General features: G+C 55.7%; 22 protein-coding genes and 4 pseudogenes. 19 read left to right on the top strand and 7 right to left on the bottom strand.

Translation table 11 applies throughout. The features are described 5' to 3' along the window. Window positions 1–84: 84 nt before the first annotated feature. Window positions 85–1,278: an enoyl-ACP reductase FabV gene (gene fabV, locus AACY36_RS12260; RefSeq protein WP_065874890.1), complete on the bottom strand. Its 1,194-nt coding sequence runs from the start codon at window positions 1,276–1,278 to the stop codon at window positions 85–87. Between the two features lie 308 nt (window positions 1,279–1,586). Here fabV and AACY36_RS28285 point away from each other — a divergent pair, with 308 nt between their 5' ends. The 5 genes and pseudogenes from AACY36_RS28285 to AACY36_RS12240 all read left to right on the top strand — a co-directional run bounded on the left by AACY36_RS28285 (window position 1,587) and on the right by AACY36_RS12240 (window position 4,277). Continuing rightward, entirely contained in the window at window positions 1,587–1,763 is a 177-nt protein-coding gene (locus AACY36_RS28285; RefSeq protein WP_370467911.1) for a hypothetical protein, read from the top strand. After that, window positions 1,751–1,930: pseudogene (locus AACY36_RS28280) on the top strand (aspartyl/asparaginyl beta-hydroxylase domain-containing protein); the annotation flags it as partial. The gene AACY36_RS28285 and the pseudogene AACY36_RS28280, both read left to right, overlap by 13 nt. A gap of 150 nt (window positions 1,931–2,080) precedes the next feature. Further along, the gene (ppnN, locus tag AACY36_RS12250; RefSeq protein ID WP_339414844.1) at window positions 2,081–3,454 is read left to right on the top strand and encodes a nucleotide 5'-monophosphate nucleosidase PpnN; all 1,374 of its coding nucleotides are present in this window, start codon (window positions 2,081–2,083) and stop codon (window positions 3,452–3,454) included. 173 nt (window positions 3,455–3,627) lie between these two features. Further along, window positions 3,628–3,885, top strand: coding sequence for an AbrB/MazE/SpoVT family DNA-binding domain-containing protein (locus tag AACY36_RS12245; RefSeq protein ID WP_339414845.1), 258 nt, complete (start codon window positions 3,628–3,630; stop codon window positions 3,883–3,885). Next, window positions 3,882–4,277, top strand: a pseudogene (locus AACY36_RS12240) (PIN domain-containing protein). The gene AACY36_RS12245 and the pseudogene AACY36_RS12240 overlap by 4 nt, the downstream one beginning before the upstream one ends. Window positions 4,278–4,401: 124 nt before the next feature. Here AACY36_RS12240 and AACY36_RS12235 read toward each other — a convergent pair. Further along, on the bottom strand, window positions 4,402–4,731 hold the full coding sequence (locus AACY36_RS12235) for a hypothetical protein (protein WP_339414846.1): 330 nt from the start codon (window positions 4,729–4,731) through the stop codon (window positions 4,402–4,404). A gap of 177 nt (window positions 4,732–4,908) precedes the next feature. Next, window positions 4,909–5,199: pseudogene (locus AACY36_RS12230) on the bottom strand (LysR substrate-binding domain-containing protein); the annotation flags it as partial. Window positions 5,200–5,230: 31 nt separating this feature from the next. On the opposite strand from AACY36_RS12230, the gene AACY36_RS12225 reads away from it, so the two are divergent. Further along, window positions 5,231–5,902 (top strand): NADPH-dependent F420 reductase, encoded by a 672-nt coding sequence (locus AACY36_RS12225; protein WP_339428393.1) that lies wholly within the window; start codon window positions 5,231–5,233, stop codon window positions 5,900–5,902. A 64-nt stretch (window positions 5,903–5,966) separates the two neighbouring features. Here AACY36_RS12225 and mqo read toward each other — a convergent pair whose 3' ends face one another. Further along, window positions 5,967–7,613 carry a malate dehydrogenase (quinone) gene (gene mqo / locus AACY36_RS12220; protein WP_339428392.1) on the bottom strand — a complete coding sequence of 549 codons (1,647 nt, stop codon included), beginning with the start codon at window positions 7,611–7,613 and terminating at the stop codon, window positions 5,967–5,969. A gap of 424 nt (window positions 7,614–8,037) precedes the next feature. Here mqo and AACY36_RS12215 point away from each other — a divergent pair, with 424 nt between their 5' ends. The 6 genes from AACY36_RS12215 (at window position 8,038) to AACY36_RS12190 (ending at window position 12,221) form a co-directional block, all read left to right on the top strand. Then, window positions 8,038–9,225: an MFS transporter gene (locus tag AACY36_RS12215; RefSeq protein WP_339428391.1), complete on the top strand. Its 1,188-nt coding sequence runs from the start codon at window positions 8,038–8,040 to the stop codon at window positions 9,223–9,225. Next, window positions 9,215–9,481, top strand: coding sequence for a hypothetical protein (locus AACY36_RS12210; protein WP_339428390.1), 267 nt, complete (start codon window positions 9,215–9,217; stop codon window positions 9,479–9,481). The genes AACY36_RS12215 and AACY36_RS12210 overlap by 11 nt, the downstream gene beginning before the upstream one ends. A gap of 496 nt (window positions 9,482–9,977) precedes the next feature. Then, window positions 9,978–10,706 (top strand): hypothetical protein, encoded by a 729-nt coding sequence (locus tag AACY36_RS12205; RefSeq protein WP_339428389.1) that lies wholly within the window; start codon window positions 9,978–9,980, stop codon window positions 10,704–10,706. A gap of 61 nt (window positions 10,707–10,767) precedes the next feature. Beyond that, complete coding sequence (locus AACY36_RS12200) at window positions 10,768–11,199, top strand: hypothetical protein (protein WP_339428388.1); 432 nt, start codon at window positions 10,768–10,770, stop codon at window positions 11,197–11,199. Window positions 11,200–11,221: 22 nt separating this feature from the next. After that, window positions 11,222–11,827, top strand: a complete 606-nt coding sequence (locus AACY36_RS12195; protein WP_339428387.1) for a hypothetical protein — start codon at window positions 11,222–11,224, stop codon at window positions 11,825–11,827. Continuing rightward, window positions 11,820–12,221 carry a hypothetical protein gene (locus tag AACY36_RS12190; RefSeq protein WP_339428386.1) on the top strand — a complete coding sequence of 134 codons (402 nt, stop codon included), beginning with the start codon at window positions 11,820–11,822 and terminating at the stop codon, window positions 12,219–12,221. The genes AACY36_RS12195 and AACY36_RS12190 overlap by 8 nt, the downstream gene beginning before the upstream one ends. Window positions 12,222–12,338: 117 nt before the next feature. Here the strand turns inward: AACY36_RS12190 and AACY36_RS12185 are convergent. Continuing rightward, a pseudogene (locus AACY36_RS12185) lies at window positions 12,339–12,554 on the bottom strand (phage portal protein); the annotation flags it as partial. Window positions 12,555–12,973: 419 nt separating this feature from the next. On the opposite strand from AACY36_RS12185, the gene AACY36_RS12180 reads away from it, so the two are divergent. The 6 genes from AACY36_RS12180 (at window position 12,974) to AACY36_RS12155 (ending at window position 17,407) form a co-directional block, all read left to right on the top strand. Next, window positions 12,974–13,321 (top strand): metalloregulator ArsR/SmtB family transcription factor, encoded by a 348-nt coding sequence (locus tag AACY36_RS12180; protein ID WP_339497157.1) that lies wholly within the window; start codon window positions 12,974–12,976, stop codon window positions 13,319–13,321. A gap of 75 nt (window positions 13,322–13,396) precedes the next feature. Continuing rightward, window positions 13,397–13,867 (top strand): arsenate reductase ArsC, encoded by a 471-nt coding sequence (locus AACY36_RS12175; protein ID WP_339497155.1) that lies wholly within the window; start codon window positions 13,397–13,399, stop codon window positions 13,865–13,867. 12 nt (window positions 13,868–13,879) lie between these two features. After that, window positions 13,880–14,581 (top strand): arsenical resistance protein ArsH, encoded by a 702-nt coding sequence (gene arsH / locus AACY36_RS12170; RefSeq protein WP_236326796.1) that lies wholly within the window; start codon window positions 13,880–13,882, stop codon window positions 14,579–14,581. Window positions 14,582–14,589: 8 nt separating this feature from the next. Then, window positions 14,590–15,135 (top strand): arsinothricin resistance N-acetyltransferase ArsN1 family B, encoded by a 546-nt coding sequence (locus tag AACY36_RS12165; protein ID WP_339497153.1) that lies wholly within the window; start codon window positions 14,590–14,592, stop codon window positions 15,133–15,135. Between the two features lie 188 nt (window positions 15,136–15,323). Then, on the top strand, window positions 15,324–15,530 hold the full coding sequence (locus AACY36_RS12160) for a hypothetical protein (protein WP_236326985.1): 207 nt from the start codon (window positions 15,324–15,326) through the stop codon (window positions 15,528–15,530). Between the two features lie 1,151 nt (window positions 15,531–16,681). Further along, window positions 16,682–17,407 (top strand): hypothetical protein, encoded by a 726-nt coding sequence (locus AACY36_RS12155; RefSeq protein ID WP_339497151.1) that lies wholly within the window; start codon window positions 16,682–16,684, stop codon window positions 17,405–17,407. Here the strand turns inward: AACY36_RS12155 and AACY36_RS12150 are convergent. Next, window positions 17,386–17,595, bottom strand: coding sequence for a hypothetical protein (locus AACY36_RS12150; protein WP_339497149.1), 210 nt, complete (start codon window positions 17,593–17,595; stop codon window positions 17,386–17,388). The two genes, AACY36_RS12155 and AACY36_RS12150, sit on opposite strands and share 22 nt — an antisense overlap. 83 nt (window positions 17,596–17,678) lie before the next feature. Between AACY36_RS12150 and AACY36_RS12145 the strand changes: the two genes are divergently transcribed. Continuing rightward, window positions 17,679–18,359 carry an SOS response-associated peptidase family protein gene (locus tag AACY36_RS12145; RefSeq protein WP_339497148.1) on the top strand — a complete coding sequence of 227 codons (681 nt, stop codon included), beginning with the start codon at window positions 17,679–17,681 and terminating at the stop codon, window positions 18,357–18,359. On the opposite strand, the gene AACY36_RS12140 is transcribed toward AACY36_RS12145, so the two are convergent. Further along, window positions 18,356–19,150, bottom strand: a complete 795-nt coding sequence (locus tag AACY36_RS12140; protein ID WP_054919850.1) for a DNA adenine methylase — start codon at window positions 19,148–19,150, stop codon at window positions 18,356–18,358. The two genes, AACY36_RS12145 and AACY36_RS12140, sit on opposite strands and share 4 nt — an antisense overlap. Between the last annotated feature and the right edge of the window lie 125 nt (window positions 19,151–19,275).

Genomic DNA, 19,275 nt, shown 5'->3' with positions numbered 1-19,275 from the left:
CAGCCTTTCGCCAAGGCTGACGCTCTGTGCGCTTACAAACAGCAGCCTCATAACAGGGTTATCGAGGCTACTGTCTAAGCCGTCTTATGCTGAGATGAGACCGTTGATCTTCACGGTCGGATTGACGTCAGCGTCGTAGTCCACACCGTCGATTTCAAAGCCGAACAAGCGCAGGAATTCAGCCTTGTAGCCGGCAAAATCGCTGATCTCGTTAACGTTGTCGTCGGTGACCTGGTTCCACAGTGCAGCGACGGCGTCCTGGACTTTAGGTTCGAGCTCGGCAAGGTCGGCACGCAGGCGGCCGTCTGCGTCGAGTTTCGGCTGGCTGCCGTACAGGCTGTCCTTGAACAGACCGTATACTTGTTCGATGCAACCTTCGTGGGTGCCCTGCTCTTTCATCACTTTGAACAGTAACGACAGGTACAGCGGCATGATCGGGATTGCCGAGCTGGCCTGGGTCACCACAGCCTTGAGCACCGACACACGGGCGTCGCCCTTGAGTGCCGCAAGGTTGTCGCGCAGGGTCAGGACTTTTTTATCCAGGTCTTTCTTGGCTTCGCCGATGGAGCCGTTCCAGTAGATATCCTGGGTCAGCTTCTCGCCGAGGTAGGTGAACGCGGTGGTCTTGGCGCCTTCGGCAAGGACGTCGGCGTCACGCAGGGCGTCGATCCACAGCTGCCAGTCTTCGCCACCCATCACTTTGACGGTGCCGTCGATTTCTTCCTGGGTCGCAGGCTCCAGGGTGGTGTCGACCACGACGCCCTTGTCGGTGTTGATACCGCGCAGGGTCACGGCCTTGCCAATCGGCTTGAGGGTGGAAGTGTGCACCACGCCTTGCGGGTCGGTACGGCGTGGCGCGGCCAGGCTGTAGACGACCAGGTCGATCTTACCGAGGTCTTTCTTGATGGTTTCGATGGTCAGGCGCTTGATCTCGTTGGAGAACGCGTCGCCGTTGATGCTCTTGGCGTACAGGCCTTTTTCGACAGCGAACTTCTCAAACGCGGCACTGTTGTACCAGCCAGCGGAGCTCAGCTTGCCTTCTTCGCCTTCTTTTTCAAAAAACACGCCCAGGGTGTCGGCGCCGCAGCCAAACGCAGCACTGATACGCGCGGCCAGGCCATAGCCGGTGGATGCGCCGAGAACCAGCACCTTCTTCGGGCCGCCTTCGATGGCGCCGTGCTCAGTGACGTAGTCAATCTGTTCCTTGACGTTCGCTTCACAGCCTACAGGGTGAGCGGTCACACAGATAAAGCCACGAACCCGCGGTTTGATGATCATAAAATTTCTGCCTCTTCCAAGGTGCCGAAGGCCAGTGGTGGCCATTCAACTTCAATCGTACCGGTCTATGACGTCCGAAAAACCGAAGCGTCACGATAGTCGCAAATCTTCCGTTTACAAAATCCAATCCACACAGTGCAGCCAGGGTTAAAAACTGTGTAGAGCCTTAACAATTTCGCACTATTTAAAACGCCAACAGACGCCGAACGCCTTATCATGACGCAGCTGTTTCGATATGTGTCAAACACCCACCACTCGCGGCCACGGATCCGGACCTGTCGAATGGCGTCGTGCTGGATCTGAGTTAGATGAACAAGCCTGCTTTGCGTAAAAAGGCAGTATCGGTCGCCTGGGTATTCGGCGTGCTGCTGATTATTGATATTTTCCCCGAGACCACCCTGGTATTTCTCGGCCTGGTAGTGATCTGCGGCCTTTACGATTTACTGCGTAATGGCTTGTATGACGCGCCCTCGATGACACGGTAATGCATGCGTCTTTCAACAAAAACGATGCAAAGCGTTACTGCCTGCTTATCGATATTCTGCGGCCGACCCCGCTGCCCTTGGTTCTCAATGCGGTAATCGCTGGATTTGCCGGGATGGTCTTTACCCTGCGTCGGGTTTTCTACAAAAACTGGAAGCTGATTCAGTAAGTTCTGCGGCATTATGGTGCTGGACGGTGTTTGCGCTTGGCCTCGCGCCTGAGGTAAACATCCGTCTCGTGCGTTCGAATTCGGCGCCCACCATTCTCAAGCCATCGCGGCCCTGTGCGGGTGCGGTGGCTGTGCTTTCAAGGATTAAGAATGCCCCAACGTCAAGTCATCAATGCTTCCGTCAGCCCCAAGGGCAGCCTCGAAACCCTGTCCCAACGTGAAGTGCAGCAACTGAGCGAAGCCGGTTCCGGTAGCATCTACACCCTGTTCCGACAGTGTGCCCTGGCTATCCTCAACACTGGCGCGCACATCGACAACGCCAAGACCATTCTCGACGCCTACAAGGATTTTGAGGTTCGTATCCACCAGCAGGACCGCGGTGTTCGCCTGGAATTGCTGAATGCCCCTGCCGACGCATTCGTCGATGGCGAAATGATCGCCAGCACCCGCGAAATGCTGTTCAGCGCCCTGCGTGACATCGTCTATACCGAGAATGAACTGGACAGCCAGCGCATCGACCTGAGCAATTCCCAGGGCATCACCGATTACGTATTCCACCTGCTGCGCAACGCCCGTACGCTGCGCCCGGGTGTCGAGCCGAAGATTGTAGTGTGCTGGGGCGGGCACTCGATCAATACCGAAGAATACAAATACACCAAGAAGGTCGGCCACGAGCTGGGCCTGCGCAGTCTCGACGTGTGCACCGGCTGCGGCCCTGGCGTGATGAAAGGCCCGATGAAAGGCGCGACCATTGCCCATGCCAAGCAACGCATCACCGGTGGGCGCTATCTGGGGCTGACCGAGCCGGGCATCATCGCCGCCGAAGCGCCGAACCCGATCGTCAATGAGCTGGTGATCCTGCCGGATATCGAAAAGCGCCTGGAAGCCTTCGTCCGTGTAGGCCACGGCATCATCATCTTCCCGGGCGGCGCCGGCACGGCCGAAGAGTTCCTGTACCTGCTGGGCATCCTGATGCACCCGGACAACCGCGACCTGCCGTTCCCGGTCATCCTCACCGGGCCAAAAGACGCGGCCCCGTACCTGCAACAACTGCACGCATTTGTCGGCGCCACCCTGGGCGAGGCCGCCCAGGCGCACTACCAGATCATCATCGACGACCCGGCCGAAGTGGCCCGCCAGATGACCATTGGCCTCAAGGCGGTGAAGCAGTTCCGTCGCGAACGTAACGACGCCTTCCACTTCAACTGGCTGCTGAAAATCGATGAGGGCTTCCAGCGCCCGTTCGACCCGACCCACGAAAACATGGCAAGCCTTCAATTGAGCCATTCGCTGCCACCCCACGAACTCGCCGCCAATTTGCGCCGTGCTTTCTCGGGAATCGTGGCGGGTAACGTGAAAGACAAGGGCATCCGTCTGATCGAGCAGAACGGCCCTTATGAGATCCATGGCGACCCGGCCATCATGAAACCGCTGGACGAATTGTTGAAGGCGTTTGTAGCCCAACACCGTATGAAGCTACCAGGCGGTGCGGCGTATGTGCCGTGCTATCGCGTGGCGCAGTAAACCGCCGGTTTCAGTCATAAGTTGTAGCGCTTTAAGGGCTTTTTGGAGCGTGCAGGTGGCGTGAGTCGGGCTAAGGTTTTTACGTGTCCCGACTCACACACACCAGGGAGCAACCTATGGACCAACGGATCTTGTCCACCATCGATCCTTACCCTAAGGTGAGGAGCATCACGATGGAGATCTTCAACATGGCCACCGCCACACTTACTTCGAAAGGGCAAATCACCATTCCCTTTCAGGTCAGAACCGCCTTGGGTCTGGAAACAGGAGACCGCGTTGAATTCGTTGAAATGGAGGACGGTAAATTTTCCATCATGGCAGCGAGCAACACCGTACACGACCTCAAAGGCCTGATCCGAAAACCCGCCAACGCCGTCTCACTGGATGAAATGAACCGCGCCATCGCGGCACAAGGAGCGAAAGCTGGATGATCGCGCTGGATACCAATGAGCTGGTGCGCTACGTCACCCAGAATGATCCCGTCCAATCGCCCAAGGCATCCGAGCTGATCTAATCGCTCACCACCTTTTCACCAGGTTTTGTCAGTTTGGTGTCCGTGGTGGAACTGGTGTGGGTTTTACAAAGTTGTTACCCGTCAGCCAAGAGTGATGTGGTAACTGTTCTGGAAACGCTGTTGCGCACCCGTGAGTTGACCATTGAGCACGCTGAGATCATCTGGCAGGCCCTGCGACGTTTCACGGCGAGCAAGGCCGATTTTGCGGACTGCCTGATAGAACGCTGTGCCCATGCCGCTGGCTGCGAATATACCGCCACCTTTGACCTGAAGGCTGCGACGGCGGCCGGCATGAAGCGACTGACCTGAGTGCCGTTGCAGCGGCACTCAGGTCAAAGCGAACGCTATAAAGAGCCGGGCACCGAACAACTAAGCTCGGCGCTGTTGCGCGAGGTTCGGCTGCCAGGCACCAGGACGCCGATCCAGCCAAGGCTCAGCGAACCCAACCACCGCCCTGCCAGTGATACCCATCATTACGTTGCACCCAGTGTGGATGCACATAGCGGTAACCCTCGCGTACCGGCTCCCAATGACCATGTACCGCGACGTAGCGCCCACCTTCCCAGCGCCAGTAACCCCGTGACCATACATAGCCGTAGCGCACGGGCGGTTCGACCTCGACCACCTGCACCGGCGGCGGTTGCGGCGCAACGACTTCCACATACTCACGTTGAACCGGCCTGCGCTCATGCACCACGCGCTCTTGCACACACCCGGATGCGGCGACAACCATGGCCGCCAATGCGGCATAACGTAGCAACATATATACCCCTCGGGCGCTGACGCCCAAACACCTGCAAAATTGAAAATGCCCCCTTTGCCAGCCGCTCTCCTGATCGGCCATGGGTATTTTTTAACAGGTAGTGTCTGTCAGGTTGCTGAACCTGAGGACGTTGCGCTTATCAGCGCAGACGAAAGGCACAGTGCGCATTTACCCCCCTCAAGTCGGGCCAAAACGCCCCAGCACAGCCTCGACAAAACCTCGCAACTTAGCAGTACGTTGCCGATTCGCGGTGTAGACCAAATGCATGGCCCGGCTGGGCGCGTCAAAGTCCGGCAGCACCCGCACCAAGTCGCCCCTCGCTAACGCCGTACGCAGGAAGCCTTCCGGACCGAGCACAATGCCGAAACCATCCAGGGCGGCCGACATCAACGCCCTGCTTTCGTTGATCTGCAAGCGGCTGCTTACCTGCACGTTGTGCGGCACAGCGCCTTCGTAAAACACCCATTTAGCCACTTCATACCTTCACTGGAGCAAGCACATGAAGATTGGCGTGATTGGAGCAGGTTTTATCGGGCGTGCCCTGGCGCAGTTGGCACTGGCGGCCGGGCACGAAGTGATGTTGAGCAATTCCCGTGGCCCACAAACCATGAGCAGTGTGCTGAGCGGCATACTTGGCGTAAAAGTGGGCAGTGCAGACGATGCCGCACAATTTGGCGATGTGGTACTCGTGGCGATTCCCCTGGAACATTACCGCAGCGTACCTGCGCAGTGGTTAGAGGGTAAAACGGTGATGGACGCCAACAATTACTATCCCGACCGCGACGGGCATATCCCGGAACTGGACCGTTTTGAAACCACCACCAGCCGGCTGCTTGCTGACCATTTGCCGCACTCACATGTAGTGAAAGTGTTCAATGCGATCTTTGCGCCGGACCTGACGCAAGATGCCCGCCCTCACGGTGCACCTGACCGCCGCGCACTGCCGGTGGCAGCGGATGACGCGACGGCCAAGGCACGCGTGATCACGTTGCTCGATGAGCTGGGTTTCGATGCCATAGACGCAGGTGGGCTGGACGAAAGCTGGCGGTTTGAGCGAGCCAAGCCTGCTTATTGCATCCCGCTGGACCAGGCTGGTTTAAAGGCAGCGTTAGCGGCGGCCGAACGTACGGTTGAACTGCCTGCGGTCGAGCGAACCCAGCGCCACCCATAAACACCCGACCACAAAAAAGCCCGCTGACCGTAACCGGTTCAGCGGGCTTTTTCTTAGCCGTTACTTACAGCGCCAGGTCAGACGCTGGCTTGCTCGGCTCAGCCGCAGGCTTGGCAGCCTCGGTCGCCTTTGGAGCAGCCGCTTGCGGAATCACAGGCGGTGTAGGCAGTTGCAGGACACCGGCGGTGTAGGCCCATTCCTTGGCAACCGCTTCTGGGCTGTCGTTCAGCTTGGTGCCGTAGCTCGGTACGATCTGGTGCAGTTTGGCCTGCCACTCAGGGGTCGCAACCTTGTCCTTGAACACTTTCTGCAGCACGGTCAGCATGATCGGAGCCGCGGTCGACGCGCCTGGCGATGCGCCCAACAGGCCCGCGATGGTGTTGTCGGCAGAGCTGACCACTTCGGTTCCGAGTTTCAGGACGCCGCCCAGCTCTTCGTCACGCTTGATGATCTGCACGCGCTGGCCGGCCTGCCACAGGCGCCAGTCGGATTGCTTGGCGTTCGGGAAGTACTCTTGCAGCGCCTTGAAGCGGTCGTCATCCGACAGCATCAGTTGACCAGCGAGGTACTCGACCAGCGGGTATTCACGAATACCGACTTTGGTCATGGGCCAGATGTTGTGGGTGGTGGTGCTGGTCAGCAGGTCCAGGTACGAGCCTTCTTTGAGGAACTTGGTGGAGAAGGTCGCGAATGGGCCAAACAGGATGACGCGCTTGCCATCCAGCACGCGGGTGTCCAAGTGCGGAACCGACATCGGTGGCGCGCCAACCGAAGCCTTACCGTAGGCCTTGGCCATGTGCTGCTCGGCGATGGCCGTGTTATCGGTCACCAGGAACGAGCCGCCCACCGGGAAGCCCGCGTATTCCTTGGCTTCAGGAATGCCCGACTTTTGCAGCAGGTGCAGTGCACCGCCGCCGGCGCCGATGAACACGAACTTGGCGTCGGTTTCAGTCTTGGTGCCGTCTTTCAGGTTTTTGTAGCTCACACGCCACGAACCGTCGGCGTTCTTGGTGATGTCCTGCACTTCGCTCGACAGTTTCAAGTCAAACTTCGGCGTGGTTTGCAGGTGGGCGACGAACTGGCGGGTGATCTCGCCGAAGTTCATGTCGGTACCCAGCGGGCTCCAGGTGGCCGCGATTTTCTGGTTCGGGTCACGCCCTTCCATCATCAACGGAACCCACTTGGCGATCTGCGCCGGGTCTTCGGAGTACTGCATACCGGCGAACAGCGGGCTCGCTTGCAGGGCTTCGTAGCGTTTTTTCAGGAACTTGATGTTGTCATCGCCCCACACAAAGCTCATGTGCGGTGTGGAGTTGATGAACGAACGCGGGTTCTTCAGCACGCCCTGCTGGACCTGCCAGGACCAGAACTGACGGGAGATCTGGAACGCTTCGTTGATCTCGACCGCTTTCGGGATCTGAACGACGCCGCTGCTGTCTTCCGGGGTGTAGTTCAGCTCAGCCAGGGCCGAGTGACCGGTACCGGCGTTGTTCCAGCCGTTGGAGCTTTCTTCGGCAACGCCATCAAGGCGCTCGACCATTTCCATCGACCAGCCCGGCTCCAGCTCATTGAGCCATACACCCAGGGTCGCACTCATGATGCCGCCGCCGACCAGCAGCACATCGACTTTCTTTGCCTCTTCCGCGTGAACGGACGTGATCCCCATCGACAAAGCCAGCCCCAGCAGGGCAGTGTTTACTTTTTTAAACATCAGTAGCACCTATGATAAAACGCCATCCGCCCTACCGCCCCTGAGTCTTCAAGGTCGCAGGGTGAGCACACAAGACCGACGTATCGACCTTACTTTTAGTCCCTTCTGCGCTGACTTCTTATCATTATTGGCTTCAGCTACCTGGGCGACACCCAATCGCTGGGACGTATACGGATGTACGTACCCAGGAAAGGCTAGACCAGGACGGCGCGCAGAATATCACGGCAAACAGCGTTTATGCGCCGTTTGGCCAATTGACAGCTCTAAATCGAGGGTTTTAACTCACCGGTGTCAAGCTTGGCAGGCGCGACGTGGGGTCACAGGGCAGGAACTCTCACACAAAAGGCTGTTCTAGACACCTTTGTCGCTGCTTGCGTAGCATCGGCGGCTGTCCTTCGTGCGATCCATCCAAACAGAGTTACCCATGACTATCCAGCAAACACACGGGCACGTGCTGCCCGCGCGCAGTGCCGCCAAAATGGAAGCTGCCATGGCCGTGGGCGCTTTCGCTATCGGTACTGGCGAATTCGCGATCATGGGCCTGATGCCGGACATCGCCCACAACCTGAACCTCAGCGAACCGCAAGTCGGCCACGCCATCAGCGCCTACGCCCTCGGCGTGATGGTCGGCGCGCCACTCCTCGCCATCCTCGGCGCCAAATTGCTGCGCAAACACATGTTGCTGTTACTGATGGCCCTGTACGCCCTGGGCAACCTCGCCACCGCCTTCACCCCGTCCTTCGGCTCACTGATCGCCTTCCGCTTTATCAGCGGCCTGCCCCACGGCGCCTACTTCGGCATTGCCGCCGTGGTGGCTTCAAGCATGGTGCCCAACGACAAACGCGCCGGCGCAGTCGCCCGCGTAATGATGGGCCTGACCCTCGCCATGCTGCTGGGCAACCCCATCGCCACCTTTCTCGGCCAACACCTGGGCTGGCGCTCCGCGTTCGCGCTGGTCAGCGTGATCGCCCTATGCACCATCGCGCTGGTCTGGCAATTCGTCCCCCACCGCCACGACGAACAACGCAGCGACCCGCGCAAAGAATTGCGCGCGTTTACCAAACCCCAGGTGTGGATGGCCTTGTCCATTGGCGCCATTGGTTTTGCCGGGATGTTCTGCGTATTCAGCTACCTGGCGCCAACCATGCTCGAAGTGACCAAAGTATCGCCGCAGTGGATCCCCTTCGGCCTCGCCGCATTTGGCGTGGGCGGCATCATCGGCAACATCGCCGGCGGCAAGCTGTTCGACCGCATGCAGTTTCGGGCGGTGGGTTTGATATTGGTTTGGTCGATGGCCGTGCTGCTGTTCTTCCCCTTCGCGGCGTCCTCGCTATGGGGCGTCCTGCTGAGCATGGGCCTCATCGGCACCATGGTGGCCCTGGCTGCGCCGCTGCAAATCCGCCTGATGGACATCGCGCACGAAGCCCCGAGCCTGGCGGCGGCGTCCAACCATGCGGCGTTCAACCTGGCGAATGCACTGGGGCCGTGGTTGGGTGGGATGGCGATTACGTCTGGGTTGGGGTGGACGAGCACCGGGTATATCGGCGCGGTCACCGCACTGGTCGGGCTGGGCGTTTACCTGATAGCGCGACGGATGCAGGGTGGGCACTGAGCCGTACAGCACCCTACAAAATGATATTTTCTATTCCGCCATGGGTGTCATGACAGCCAATTCCGTTGCCCTGAAAGACACTCCTCCCAAGCCAGGTGGAAGTGACCCTGTTCTTTATATCGCTCGCACCACTGCGACCACGGCAGCGCTGGCTGCGAGCAACACGCTAAAGGCATTCAATACCCTGGATGAAATCAAAACGTCCACCACTAAGAACACCAAAAAGTATGCATTCCGTTTTGTACCTCCCTTATAGATCAGTCACTTAGCGCCACATTACCTTTTTCATTACTCAAAATTACTTTCAGAAGTAAGCCAGCAAAGCCAATGATTCCGGGGCTTTCACCGGAGTTACGATATTCGAATTACCACATTACTTCTTTCCGATGGCGTTCCTGGAAAACACGCATCGCATGGTTTTGTCTACCCGCCTCCCGCTCTGCCAGATCCGCCCTATCAGACGGCCCCCCTTTGCAGGGATCCGCAGGCTTTTTGACCTTCGACGCCACTACTACAGCACCCGGCTGTGGGGGCGCTTGGCTAGGTGCAGGACTGCGGAAAAAAAGACCCATTTAGCCCGCAGGCGAGGTGGGGGGACGACAGCGCGCGCCAAAGTAGAACAGGCCTCGCAGAGGGCACTTTGTGGCACGCCATTTCCCCGAATTTTAGGCAGCTCGTCGCCCAGCGCTAGAGTCCTCTTCGAAGCTCGATTACTGTACAAAGAACCAGCACTCGTAAAATGATTGAAACCCATGAATGTCGACCAGACTAAGGCGTTCAGACTTCAGCAGTGGCGCTCGATCCTTAACGACCAGGACTTCCGAATGCAGAACCCAGAGGCGCACCGGGAGACGCTAAACGCTATGGTCGCAGCGTTGGCTAGCGAGGGTTTAATAGATCAGGTTCAGCAGTTCGATATGAAGGAGATGGCCGATTCGGCGTACTGGCACGCCGTAGAGGAACTTCAAAGCCCCCCTGATTGCTCCCGAGGATCTTCGAATTATGACGTTGTGAATGTCGGAACGAATGAAATGCTGGGCACCATCAACCGCTCAATCTTCAATGAAATTACGGACGAGCCTACGGGGTCGCCCCACACCTATGACGGGAAGGTGTGTTCCAACGCAAACGGTGCAGATTTGGCCCTGAGCATGGCAGGGGAAAAAGGCAGCATCGCCGGCCTCTCGCTGACGATGCCGAACGGTCAGCGGTACAGGTTGATAGAGACAGCACGCGTTATAAATGGGAAAACCTACGAACTACTGCCAGAACCAAAGACGTATCTAACTCTAATCGATATGGCACAGGTCGCCCTGGAACGTCGTGACATTCAAGCCTTTGAACGTTTACGTCCATTCATCGAACTCGCTAAATTTTGCACCTGCCCGAGCTGCCTTGATCACTTCGGACAAAGAGAGGATTGCCTAACCTGCACGGGGAGAGGGTTTGTGATGAAATCGATGGCGTCAGATCAGAGCTGAAACTGCCGCCTCGAAGTGATAGCCTCTCGCTCACTCGGCAACGAACACAAGGAATATAGCGATGGAATTGTATGACGATATACACGAGGCGGTGAGCGATTTTGCTGGCTATCAGAGGAGATTTACAAAGATCCGCGAAAGCTTCGAAGAATTCTTCGCCAACCTCAACCCTGACACACTACAAATCGCGGGAATGTCAGTGGAGTTAAACGCGTCGGCAGGGACCTGCGAAATCAACGCTTTTCAGAGAAAATTCTTCGCTACACTCTCCCCACTCATTATCGACAAAGAACTTATTGGGCATGTCGAATTTGGTGAGACTATTGGCCAGAAGAAAACTGCGATAGAGCGTTTTCTTATAAACTCAAAATTTGTGATGACACTGGCGCGAAAGCCTCTGATCCCAACCAGTGATTTCAGCAGTCTTCAAACCCTATATATCCTCAATCTTGTTCGTCAAGGGCTTAGCAAGCCGGTCATCTTGGCAGAGTAGTGCCAGCGCGTAAGTAGGCTTTTTGGTAAGCTACCTACAAATCGCCTCATTGCTCGTGGCACCAACTTTGTGGGATTTAAGCCAAGGATTTGAGCATACAAAAATGAAAGAAAAGATATTGAGTGGTTTTTTCAGCATATCAGGCCTTTCCGTCGCAATAGGATTCATTGGATTTCTTTCAGGCATAGTTACAATGTTTGTAAATGTCAGCGACCTAATCAGCGTCAAATGGCTGCTCTTCGCCCTGGCAACTTCTGGCATAATCATTCTCACACTCATAAAAATAACTTACGATTTATCCAATGAAAAAACTCCGCCACCACCTTATGAATCTCCTATAAAATTTATACCCGAAGAAAAAACCTTTATAATTCGAAGGAATGAAAACTTCATAAATAATATAGTCCTTGGGTGTTACGCACAAATTGATGAGATAGATCGACTGGCATATTTGGCAGTAGTACATCTAATCCAAGAAAAAATAATACAAGTTAAAATAATTGCAGACTTCGATATTTTTGAAAAAATACCAACCACTCAAGAAGAGCTAAAAAATTTAGTTATTCGTCCGGTTGTACCTTTTACGGCAATCAACCAACTAAATTCGCTGGAGAATGGAAATGTCTAGTCGTTACTTCTCAAGAGTAGCCTCGACCCCTGACGCTTACACCGTAGTGATCGCAAAAGGCTCCGAAAGTGGGGTTCAGGTTGGGGATGTTTTTTTAGTGGTTGGATTGGGTGATGTGATCGTGGATCCGGATTCGGGTGAACAACTTGAGCAGCTTGAGATAGTACGCGGGAGAGCAAAGGCCACGCATGTCCAACCAAGAGTATCAACTTTGGTTTCTTGCGAACACATCAAAACCAATGACACGCGCGAGATAAAAAAGGTTACTACCTCGTCTGCTATGGTCGGGATCTTTGGCCCACAAGATACTGTAACTGAGTCTATCAAACCCGGAACGAGTGTCTTAAAAGAGCTTCATAACGCGCAGATCGGAGATTTTGTAATAAGGGCATAGCACATAAATTTGCAGCCATTAATTCCAACTTAGAAAGCCGCCTTAGTGGCGGCTTTTTTATAGCACTCCACATTTACAACGCCTACAATCATAAATTTATCGTTGAGCGCGTAAATGTCAAATATCCCTATTCATTTCATAAGTTTTGAATTTAACAATTTCTTCACCCAGCCAGTCATTCAACTGAGTCATACGCGTCTGAATAGGCTCCAGTTCATTGGCCGCATAGATCTGTGCCGCCTCCCGAATAGATCCAAACCCACCCGCATTCTGCGGAACAATCCCCATCAATTGCGGCGGAATGCGCAGGCTTGCCAACACGTCATCCCGCGTCGGGATATCGGGGTCAGACCACGATATCTAACGTACTGGCCTCCCTCCGGTCCCGACACATTCCACACGAAGCACTGTGCAACGCGAGGTGGTGAGAAGCGCACAAGCCCCTCCCACACCCTAGACCCATCCCTGATAAACTGCGCCCCATTCGCCTCGTTGACTCAGATCCCCAATGCCCCTACAAACAGCTCCCCTCTCCCGCCGCTTCTCCGTTGCCCCCATGATGGATTGGAACTGCTAACTCCATAGGCCTTGAAATACGTGCCTTGTAGCGCACCGTAAAAATCCCCGTACCACTTTCGTACCACCACTGTTCCCTCGATGTGACCAAAAGCTGGCGTTCGTCAGCGAACGGCTTGTCTCGTGTATAGGCATATGCGTATATTCGCTTATTCGAATATATGAAAACGTTCAGCATGATAGAGCCTCAGGAAGTATTCAAAAGCCTGGCAGACCAAACCCGCGCCCGCGCTACCTTACTCATCGTTTCCCAAGGAGAGCTTTGCGTCTGTGAATTGATGTGCGCTCTCGACGACAGCCAATCGAAAATTAGCCGACACCTTGCACATTTGCGTAGTACTGGCCTGCTGCTGGACCGTCGCCAAGGGCTATGGATTTACTATCGCTTAAACCCGGAGCTCCCGGCTTGGGTGCATGAAGTGCTGGAAGTGACGTTGCGCGCCAACACTCAGTGGCTGCAGGGCGACGTTTTACGCCTACAGAATATGGATGGACGACCTGGCCGCGATGTTGCCTGCCGCTAACTCCACTTAACAACTCACTCGAAGCTGGCTTTGTCCTGAATCTTCGATGTCCGCAACGACCGGAAGGAGAAATAAATGCGAGTCCTGTTCATGTGCACGGCCAACAGTTGCCGCAGCATTCTCTCAGAGGCCATGTTTAACAATCTGGCGCCGGAAGGGTTTAAAGCCGTGAGTTCCGGGAGTTTCCCCAAAGGGCAGGTGCTACCGCGCAGCTTGTATGTCTTGCAACGGTCAGGCATTTCTATCGAAGGTTTGAGCAGCAAGGGTAATGAAGCATTCGAAAATAACCCACCAGATATCGTCATCACGGTATGCGACAAAGCAGCGGGTGAATCTTGCCCGGTATACTTCGGCCCGGCCGTGAAATCTCATTGGGGCCTAGAAGATCCATCCGATACCGTGGGTGACGAATCAACGATTGACGCCGCTTTCTGCGCCACGCTTGCTCGAATCGAACAACGCTGCAAAGCGTTTTTAGCACTTCCCTTCAACAGCCTCAGCCGCGATGAACTCAAACGTGAGTTGGATCGAATCGGCACAATCTGAGATAGAGGACATATGTCAGAACAATTGCCCAACCTGGACATTTCTCTGTTCGAGGCCTCACAAGTAACGCCTCGCTCGGATGATCAAAAGCCTCGAATCCTGTTGCTTTATGGGTCGACACGCGAGCGCTCCTTCAGCCGCCTGCTGGTCGAAGAGGCTGCGCGCTTACTGGAATATTTCGGTGCGGAAACCCGCGTCTTCAACCCTACCGGTTTGCCACTGCCCGACGACGCACCGGTGGATCATCCGAAGGTGCAGGAACTTCGAGATCTGATGTTGTGGTCGGAGGGTCAGGTTTGGTGTTCACCGGAACGGCATGGCGCGATGTCAGCCGTGTTCAAGGCTCAGATCGACTGGGTACCTCTTGAACTCGGCGCTGTTCGCCCGACCCAAGGGAAGACTCTGGCGGTAATGCAGGTGTGTGGTGGATCACAGTCCTTTAACGTGGTAAATCAGTTGCGCGTGCTGGGTCGCTGGATGCGCATGTTCACAGTTCCCAATCAATCATCGGTACCCAAAGCCTATATGGAGTTCGACGAGACCGGGAGAATGAAGCCATCTGCTTTCTACGATCGGGTGGTCGATGTGATGGAAGAACTCGTAAAATTCACCCTTTTGCTGCGTGACAGCCAGGCGTTTCTGGTAAACCGTTATTCAGAACGCAAGGAAAGCGCCGAGCAACTTATGGCGCGCGTGAATCAACGATCAATCTGAGGCCATTAATGTCTTTTGAAATCAGGGTGGCACAACTTGAAGATGCATCGGCCATCCAGGCTATCTACGCCCCGATTGTGACCGGCACCGCAATTTCCTTTGAAGAGGTGCCGCCCAGCGTCGGAGAAATCCAAAAGCGCATCACAGCGACGCTGCAGACCTATCCTTATCTGGTTGCAGTTCGAGAAAGCAAAGTAGTCGGCTACGCCTATGCCAGCCAGCATCGAGCGCGGGCGGCGTACCGTTGGGCAGTCGATGTAACCGTGTACATTGCCGAGAGCGAACGACGCAGAGGTGTGGGCCGCAACCTCTATGAGGTGTTGCTGCCCATCCTAGCTCGACAGGGCTATCGCTCTGCGTACGCGGGGATCTCCCAGCCTAATTCGGGTAGCGTCGGATTACATGAACAACTTGGTTTCCGACACATCGGTACCTACCCCAAGGTCGGTTACAAGCTTGGTCAGTGGCACGATGTGGGCTATTGGCACCTTCAGTTAGGTAAGAGCGCCTGCCCGCCTAGCGAAATCTGTCCGTATTCGGAGCTGGTAGATTGAGGCTCCGTAAGGGTTGGATTGGAACTGCTAAGTCCCAGCCCCATCGTAATACTGCACTTCAGCCCCCTCGAAAATCCCGTACCGCTTCCGCACAATCTCATCCTTGGGCGGTGCATTGATTCGCCCCTCAAGTAATATCGACTATATGCCCTGCTAAGCTCAAAGTTTTTCCATTTAGGACAATGACAATGGCGAGCGAATACTCATTAGCAGACATGCTGGGTCGGATTTATGAGAACCAGTTGGCTCTTGAGGCGGCAATAATGGAACTGACGCTATGGGCCGAACAGCAAGACACGGCAGAGCTGGGCGGTAATATCCGTGGCGCGCTTCAGACCATTGGAGAAAATGCAGGCCACATCAAACAAGGCTTAGCTCGACTTCATAATCGCTGATGACGAAGCTTTCCATGGAAGCCGGCGCAGGTAATTCGTAGCCCTGTGTCCGGGTACCGAGTCCCCCCATCAGGCCGTGTGAACCATAAAAACACAGCAGCATGGGCGTAGCTTATCGCCAGTGCCTGTCGCTCCAATTGAAAATCCCTTGCAAACGTCGACATCTGGACCCGTGTTCGTGTGAGTGCGGGCGCATGGAAGTAAATGTCGTGATTACTGCGCAATACCGCACGCATCTTCAAAAGCGACCCGCCCTCGGCACAGCTCGCGTTTTCATGTTGACCCACGGGAAAGAGGTTAGGAGGGTTAGTTTTTTGATAGGCGCCTTGAAAGCCTTGTCTACTAAGGCTTTTCGAAGGCTTTGCAAGGTTAGCTTTTGGGTTAGGTCTGGTTATTTCCTAACCTTTATTAGTGTTAAATATTCAATATATTAATTCCTTTAAAAACAGTAAGTTACGAATTGCTAACCTTTAACCTAACCCAACCTAACCCATCAAAGTTAGGTCTCAAGCCCAACAAACACGGGCCTTCCAAGCCCAAAGCACCCCCTCAAAAAAAAACTAACCTTTTTCCCGAGGCACCTACTAATTTCAGCCGTTCGTGCGTGCTTATAAGCGTTGCGTAAAACATCCACCCTTGCAGGGTTCCGCAGGTTTTTGCCCCCTCGAAAACGCCAAGCAAGCGCCCAGCCTGCGCCGCCGAGAGTGGTCCGCAGGTGCGCAGAAAAAACGACCCGTTTAGCCCGCAGGCGAGGTGGGGGGACGACGGCGCGCGCCAGGTGCAGACCATCCTACCGACCGCCTGTAGCACGTCACTTCCCCGGAAACTTGTGGCACGCCACATCCCCGCACCGTGGGCGTGCGCATCGGGCCGGCGTCGTGCCCTGACGCCGCCGAGCCACGACACGCCGGCCAACGGGTCAACGCCCCGTATTTACTGGCTGAAGCCCTGCTTTCGATTGCCGTGCCGTCACCAAAATGCTATGTTGGAATGGGTTTTTTCACGTCGTAGAAGCGCAAACTTTCATCCTCCCCCCGCTCACTTTTTCCTCCCCTGTCCGCCTCACTGCCTACAGCTCGTCGCCTCAAATCGCGTACGTTTCAAACCTCGATTACTGTATGCGCATACAGTGTGAATAAGCAGTCAATCGCATGCCCCCCTTAGAACTCAAAACGGCTTGGCTCGCCAAATGGCGTCTGATCCTTGACGACGGTCTTAGCCGAATGGATAACCCCGAGGCTCACAGATCTATGTGCAGGTGGGAAACCCATGACATGCTGGAGGCAGGGGTGATTGATCAAATGGAAAAGATGGAAATGGACGAGTTGGCTGACGCGGCCTATTGGCATGCCGTCGAAGAACTGGCTACCGACGTTGAGGGATACATGTTTGGTGCACACTACGATGTAGTGCGCAGAGCCGGATCGGAGTGCATTGGGCGGATAATGTCCAACACGTACTATTCAGTCACCGGCCCTGGTGCGTGTGGGTTTGATGGAAAGGTGGTTGGCACCAACCGTGACCGTCGCCTGGAATTCCGCAATAGCAATAAAGCCTGGGCTATAGAGGGGCTGCTGCTTATCGCACCATCCGGTGAGCTGTACGACTTGGTGCAGACTGCACAAGTTATCAATGGGAAGGTTTATCCAATCATCTGCGACGCTGACACCTACCGGGCGGTGGTAGATTGCGCCCAGGTCGCTTTGGAGGAGCATGATTTTGAAAGTTACCGCAAGGCCAGGCCCCTACTGCAATGCGCCCAATTCACCAAGTGCGCCGCTTGTTTGGACCAGTTCGTGCTGCGGGAAGACTGTCTGAAGTGTTCAGGTCAGGGTTTTCTATCTAGGAACCCAAATCAGCCAAGCTCATCGGCGTAGGCAGCAGCCGCCTCCTCGCTTAACTCGCGCCACTCTACCTTGCTGATAAGGCCTCGCTGAGCAAGGTGATCGGCTACAAGGCAACGAAAATCGTATCTTTCTTCCGGCGTGGCCGAAAAAAAGGAGGAAGCTTTGCGGCTCCCACCAAAAACCCCAATCTCTTTAATTTTCAGAATATACCCTGCCATGACGAATCTCCCTGCTTGGTGTCAAAATTCTAGAGAGGGGTCGGGGCGCGGCTGTTCATTGAAATCGACGGGCGGAAACAGATATGTGCGGAAGGCTCTCGCAGTACAGCGGCATCCACGACTTCGTTGCGGCGTTGAGCATGCCCAACGCGCTGGTTAATTCCGTAGGGGATCTGCCGCTTGACCGCTATAACGTCGCCCCTACGACCCAGGTTGCACTACTGCACTTGCAGGGCGACCTGCTGCACGCCGACCCAGTGCGCTGGGGCTGGCGACCGCACTGGGCAAAGGACCGAGCCGCGCCAATCAATGCCCGAGTTGAGAAGGTCGCTCATGGGCCGTTCTTCCGCTCGATCTGGCCGCATCGCGCAATCGCGCCAATAGATAACTGGTTTGAATGGGTTGATGAAGGCGGGCCGAAAAAACAGCCCTACCTGATCCGTAGACGGGACGGCGCGCCGGTGCTATGTGCATCCATCGGCCAGCTACCTGACTCCGATGGGGGGCCAGGCGAGCATGACGGGTTCGTGATCATCACCGCCGACAGTGCCGGCGGCATGGTGGACATTCACGACCGAAGGCCCGTGGTGTTGACCCCGGACCTGGCCCGTGAATGGCTGGACCCGGCAACGCCCAAGGAACGTGCCGAGCAGATGGTGTTGCTCCAAGGCGAGCCGGCCGAAGCCTTTGAATGGTTTAAGGTCGACGTTGCGGTGGGCAACGTGAAAAACAAAGGCCCCAGTTTGATCCAGCCGGTGAGTTAGAAAAGTCCGCCGAAAGCGTTGGGTTCCCAGTTCATGATCACCAGCTCGCCGCTGACTTCGGCCTTCGCCTGGCGTTGGTTGGCCGTGCTGTATCGAATATCCACCGTTTCGAAATGGAACCCCTCAAACACCCGCCTGATATCGGGGTGATCGTTAATGCTCACCATCACCTTGCCCTTGCAACGCCGCATGAACTCGGCCATCCGCTCATAGTTTTCGAAGGGGAAGTCCACTCCATAGCCGGCGGTCTGCCAATACGGTGGGTCCATGTAATGGAAGGTATGTGGCCGGTCATAGCGCTCGGCGCACTCAAGCCACCCGAGATTCTCGACGTAGGTACCGGACAAGCGCTGCCAAGCTGCAGACAGATTCTCCTCGATCCTCAGCAGGTTGATGGCCGGCCCCGTCGTTGCGGTACCGAAGGTTTGCCCACTGACCTTGCCGGCAAAAGCGTGGTGCTGCAGGTAGAAAAACCGGGCCGCGCGCTGGATATCGGTAAGGGTTTCCGGACGGGTCATCTTCTGCCATTCGAACACCTGCCTGGAGCTGAGCGCCCACTTGAACTGGCGCACGAACTCTTCCAGATGGTTCTGCACGACACGGTACAGCGTCACCAGGTCGCCGTTGATATCGTTGAGAACCTCAACCGGCGCAGCCTGTGGACGCATGAAGTAAAGCGCGGCGCCGCCAGCAAAGACCTCGACATAGCACTCGTGGGGTGGAAAGAGTGGAATCAGACGATCTGCCAGGCGGCGCTTGCCGCCCATCCACGGGATAATAGGTGTGCTCATAAGTGATCCTTGTTTTGGAAATTGGATTCGCTTAGGCTTCGCACCCCCTGCGCAGTGGGGCGAGGCCTTGGTTGGAGCACTCGGCGTGTTCGAGTGATTCAGCGTCGAGCGGGTGTTAGCGCACC

It is taken from the genome of Pseudomonas sp. EA_15y_Pfl1_P101, from assembly GCF_963970835.1.
Taxonomy (GTDB): domain Bacteria; phylum Pseudomonadota; class Gammaproteobacteria; order Pseudomonadales; family Pseudomonadaceae; genus Aquipseudomonas; species Aquipseudomonas tritici.
This window is presented reverse-complemented; position numbering and strand designations above follow the sequence as displayed.

Coding starts and splice junctions, on each gene's coding strand:
- fabV (WP_065874890.1), bottom strand. CDS start 1,278: ATGATCATCAAACCGCGGGTTCGTGGCTTTATCTGTGTGACCGCTCAC.
- AACY36_RS28285 (WP_370467911.1), top strand. CDS start 1,587: ATGAACAAGCCTGCTTTGCGTAAAAAGGCAGTATCGGTCGCCTGGGTA.
- ppnN (WP_339414844.1), top strand. CDS start 2,081: ATGCCCCAACGTCAAGTCATCAATGCTTCCGTCAGCCCCAAGGGCAGC.
- AACY36_RS12245 (WP_339414845.1), top strand. CDS start 3,628: ATGGAGATCTTCAACATGGCCACCGCCACACTTACTTCGAAAGGGCAA.
- AACY36_RS12235 (WP_339414846.1), bottom strand. CDS start 4,731: ATGTTGCTACGTTATGCCGCATTGGCGGCCATGGTTGTCGCCGCATCC.
- AACY36_RS12225 (WP_339428393.1), top strand. CDS start 5,231: ATGAAGATTGGCGTGATTGGAGCAGGTTTTATCGGGCGTGCCCTGGCG.
- mqo (WP_339428392.1), bottom strand. CDS start 7,613: ATGTTTAAAAAAGTAAACACTGCCCTGCTGGGGCTGGCTTTGTCGATG.
- AACY36_RS12215 (WP_339428391.1), top strand. CDS start 8,038: ATGACTATCCAGCAAACACACGGGCACGTGCTGCCCGCGCGCAGTGCC.
- AACY36_RS12205 (WP_339428389.1), top strand. CDS start 9,978: ATGAATGTCGACCAGACTAAGGCGTTCAGACTTCAGCAGTGGCGCTCG.
- AACY36_RS12200 (WP_339428388.1), top strand. CDS start 10,768: ATGGAATTGTATGACGATATACACGAGGCGGTGAGCGATTTTGCTGGC.
- AACY36_RS12190 (WP_339428386.1), top strand. CDS start 11,820: ATGTCTAGTCGTTACTTCTCAAGAGTAGCCTCGACCCCTGACGCTTAC.
- AACY36_RS12180 (WP_339497157.1), top strand. CDS start 12,974: ATGATAGAGCCTCAGGAAGTATTCAAAAGCCTGGCAGACCAAACCCGC.
- AACY36_RS12175 (WP_339497155.1), top strand. CDS start 13,397: ATGCGAGTCCTGTTCATGTGCACGGCCAACAGTTGCCGCAGCATTCTC.
- arsH (WP_236326796.1), top strand. CDS start 13,880: ATGTCAGAACAATTGCCCAACCTGGACATTTCTCTGTTCGAGGCCTCA.
- AACY36_RS12165 (WP_339497153.1), top strand. CDS start 14,590: ATGTCTTTTGAAATCAGGGTGGCACAACTTGAAGATGCATCGGCCATC.
- AACY36_RS12160 (WP_236326985.1), top strand. CDS start 15,324: ATGGCGAGCGAATACTCATTAGCAGACATGCTGGGTCGGATTTATGAG.
- AACY36_RS12155 (WP_339497151.1), top strand. CDS start 16,682: ATGCCCCCCTTAGAACTCAAAACGGCTTGGCTCGCCAAATGGCGTCTG.
- AACY36_RS12150 (WP_339497149.1), bottom strand. CDS start 17,595: ATGGCAGGGTATATTCTGAAAATTAAAGAGATTGGGGTTTTTGGTGGG.
- AACY36_RS12145 (WP_339497148.1), top strand. CDS start 17,679: ATGTGCGGAAGGCTCTCGCAGTACAGCGGCATCCACGACTTCGTTGCG.
- AACY36_RS12140 (WP_054919850.1), bottom strand. CDS start 19,150: ATGAGCACACCTATTATCCCGTGGATGGGCGGCAAGCGCCGCCTGGCA.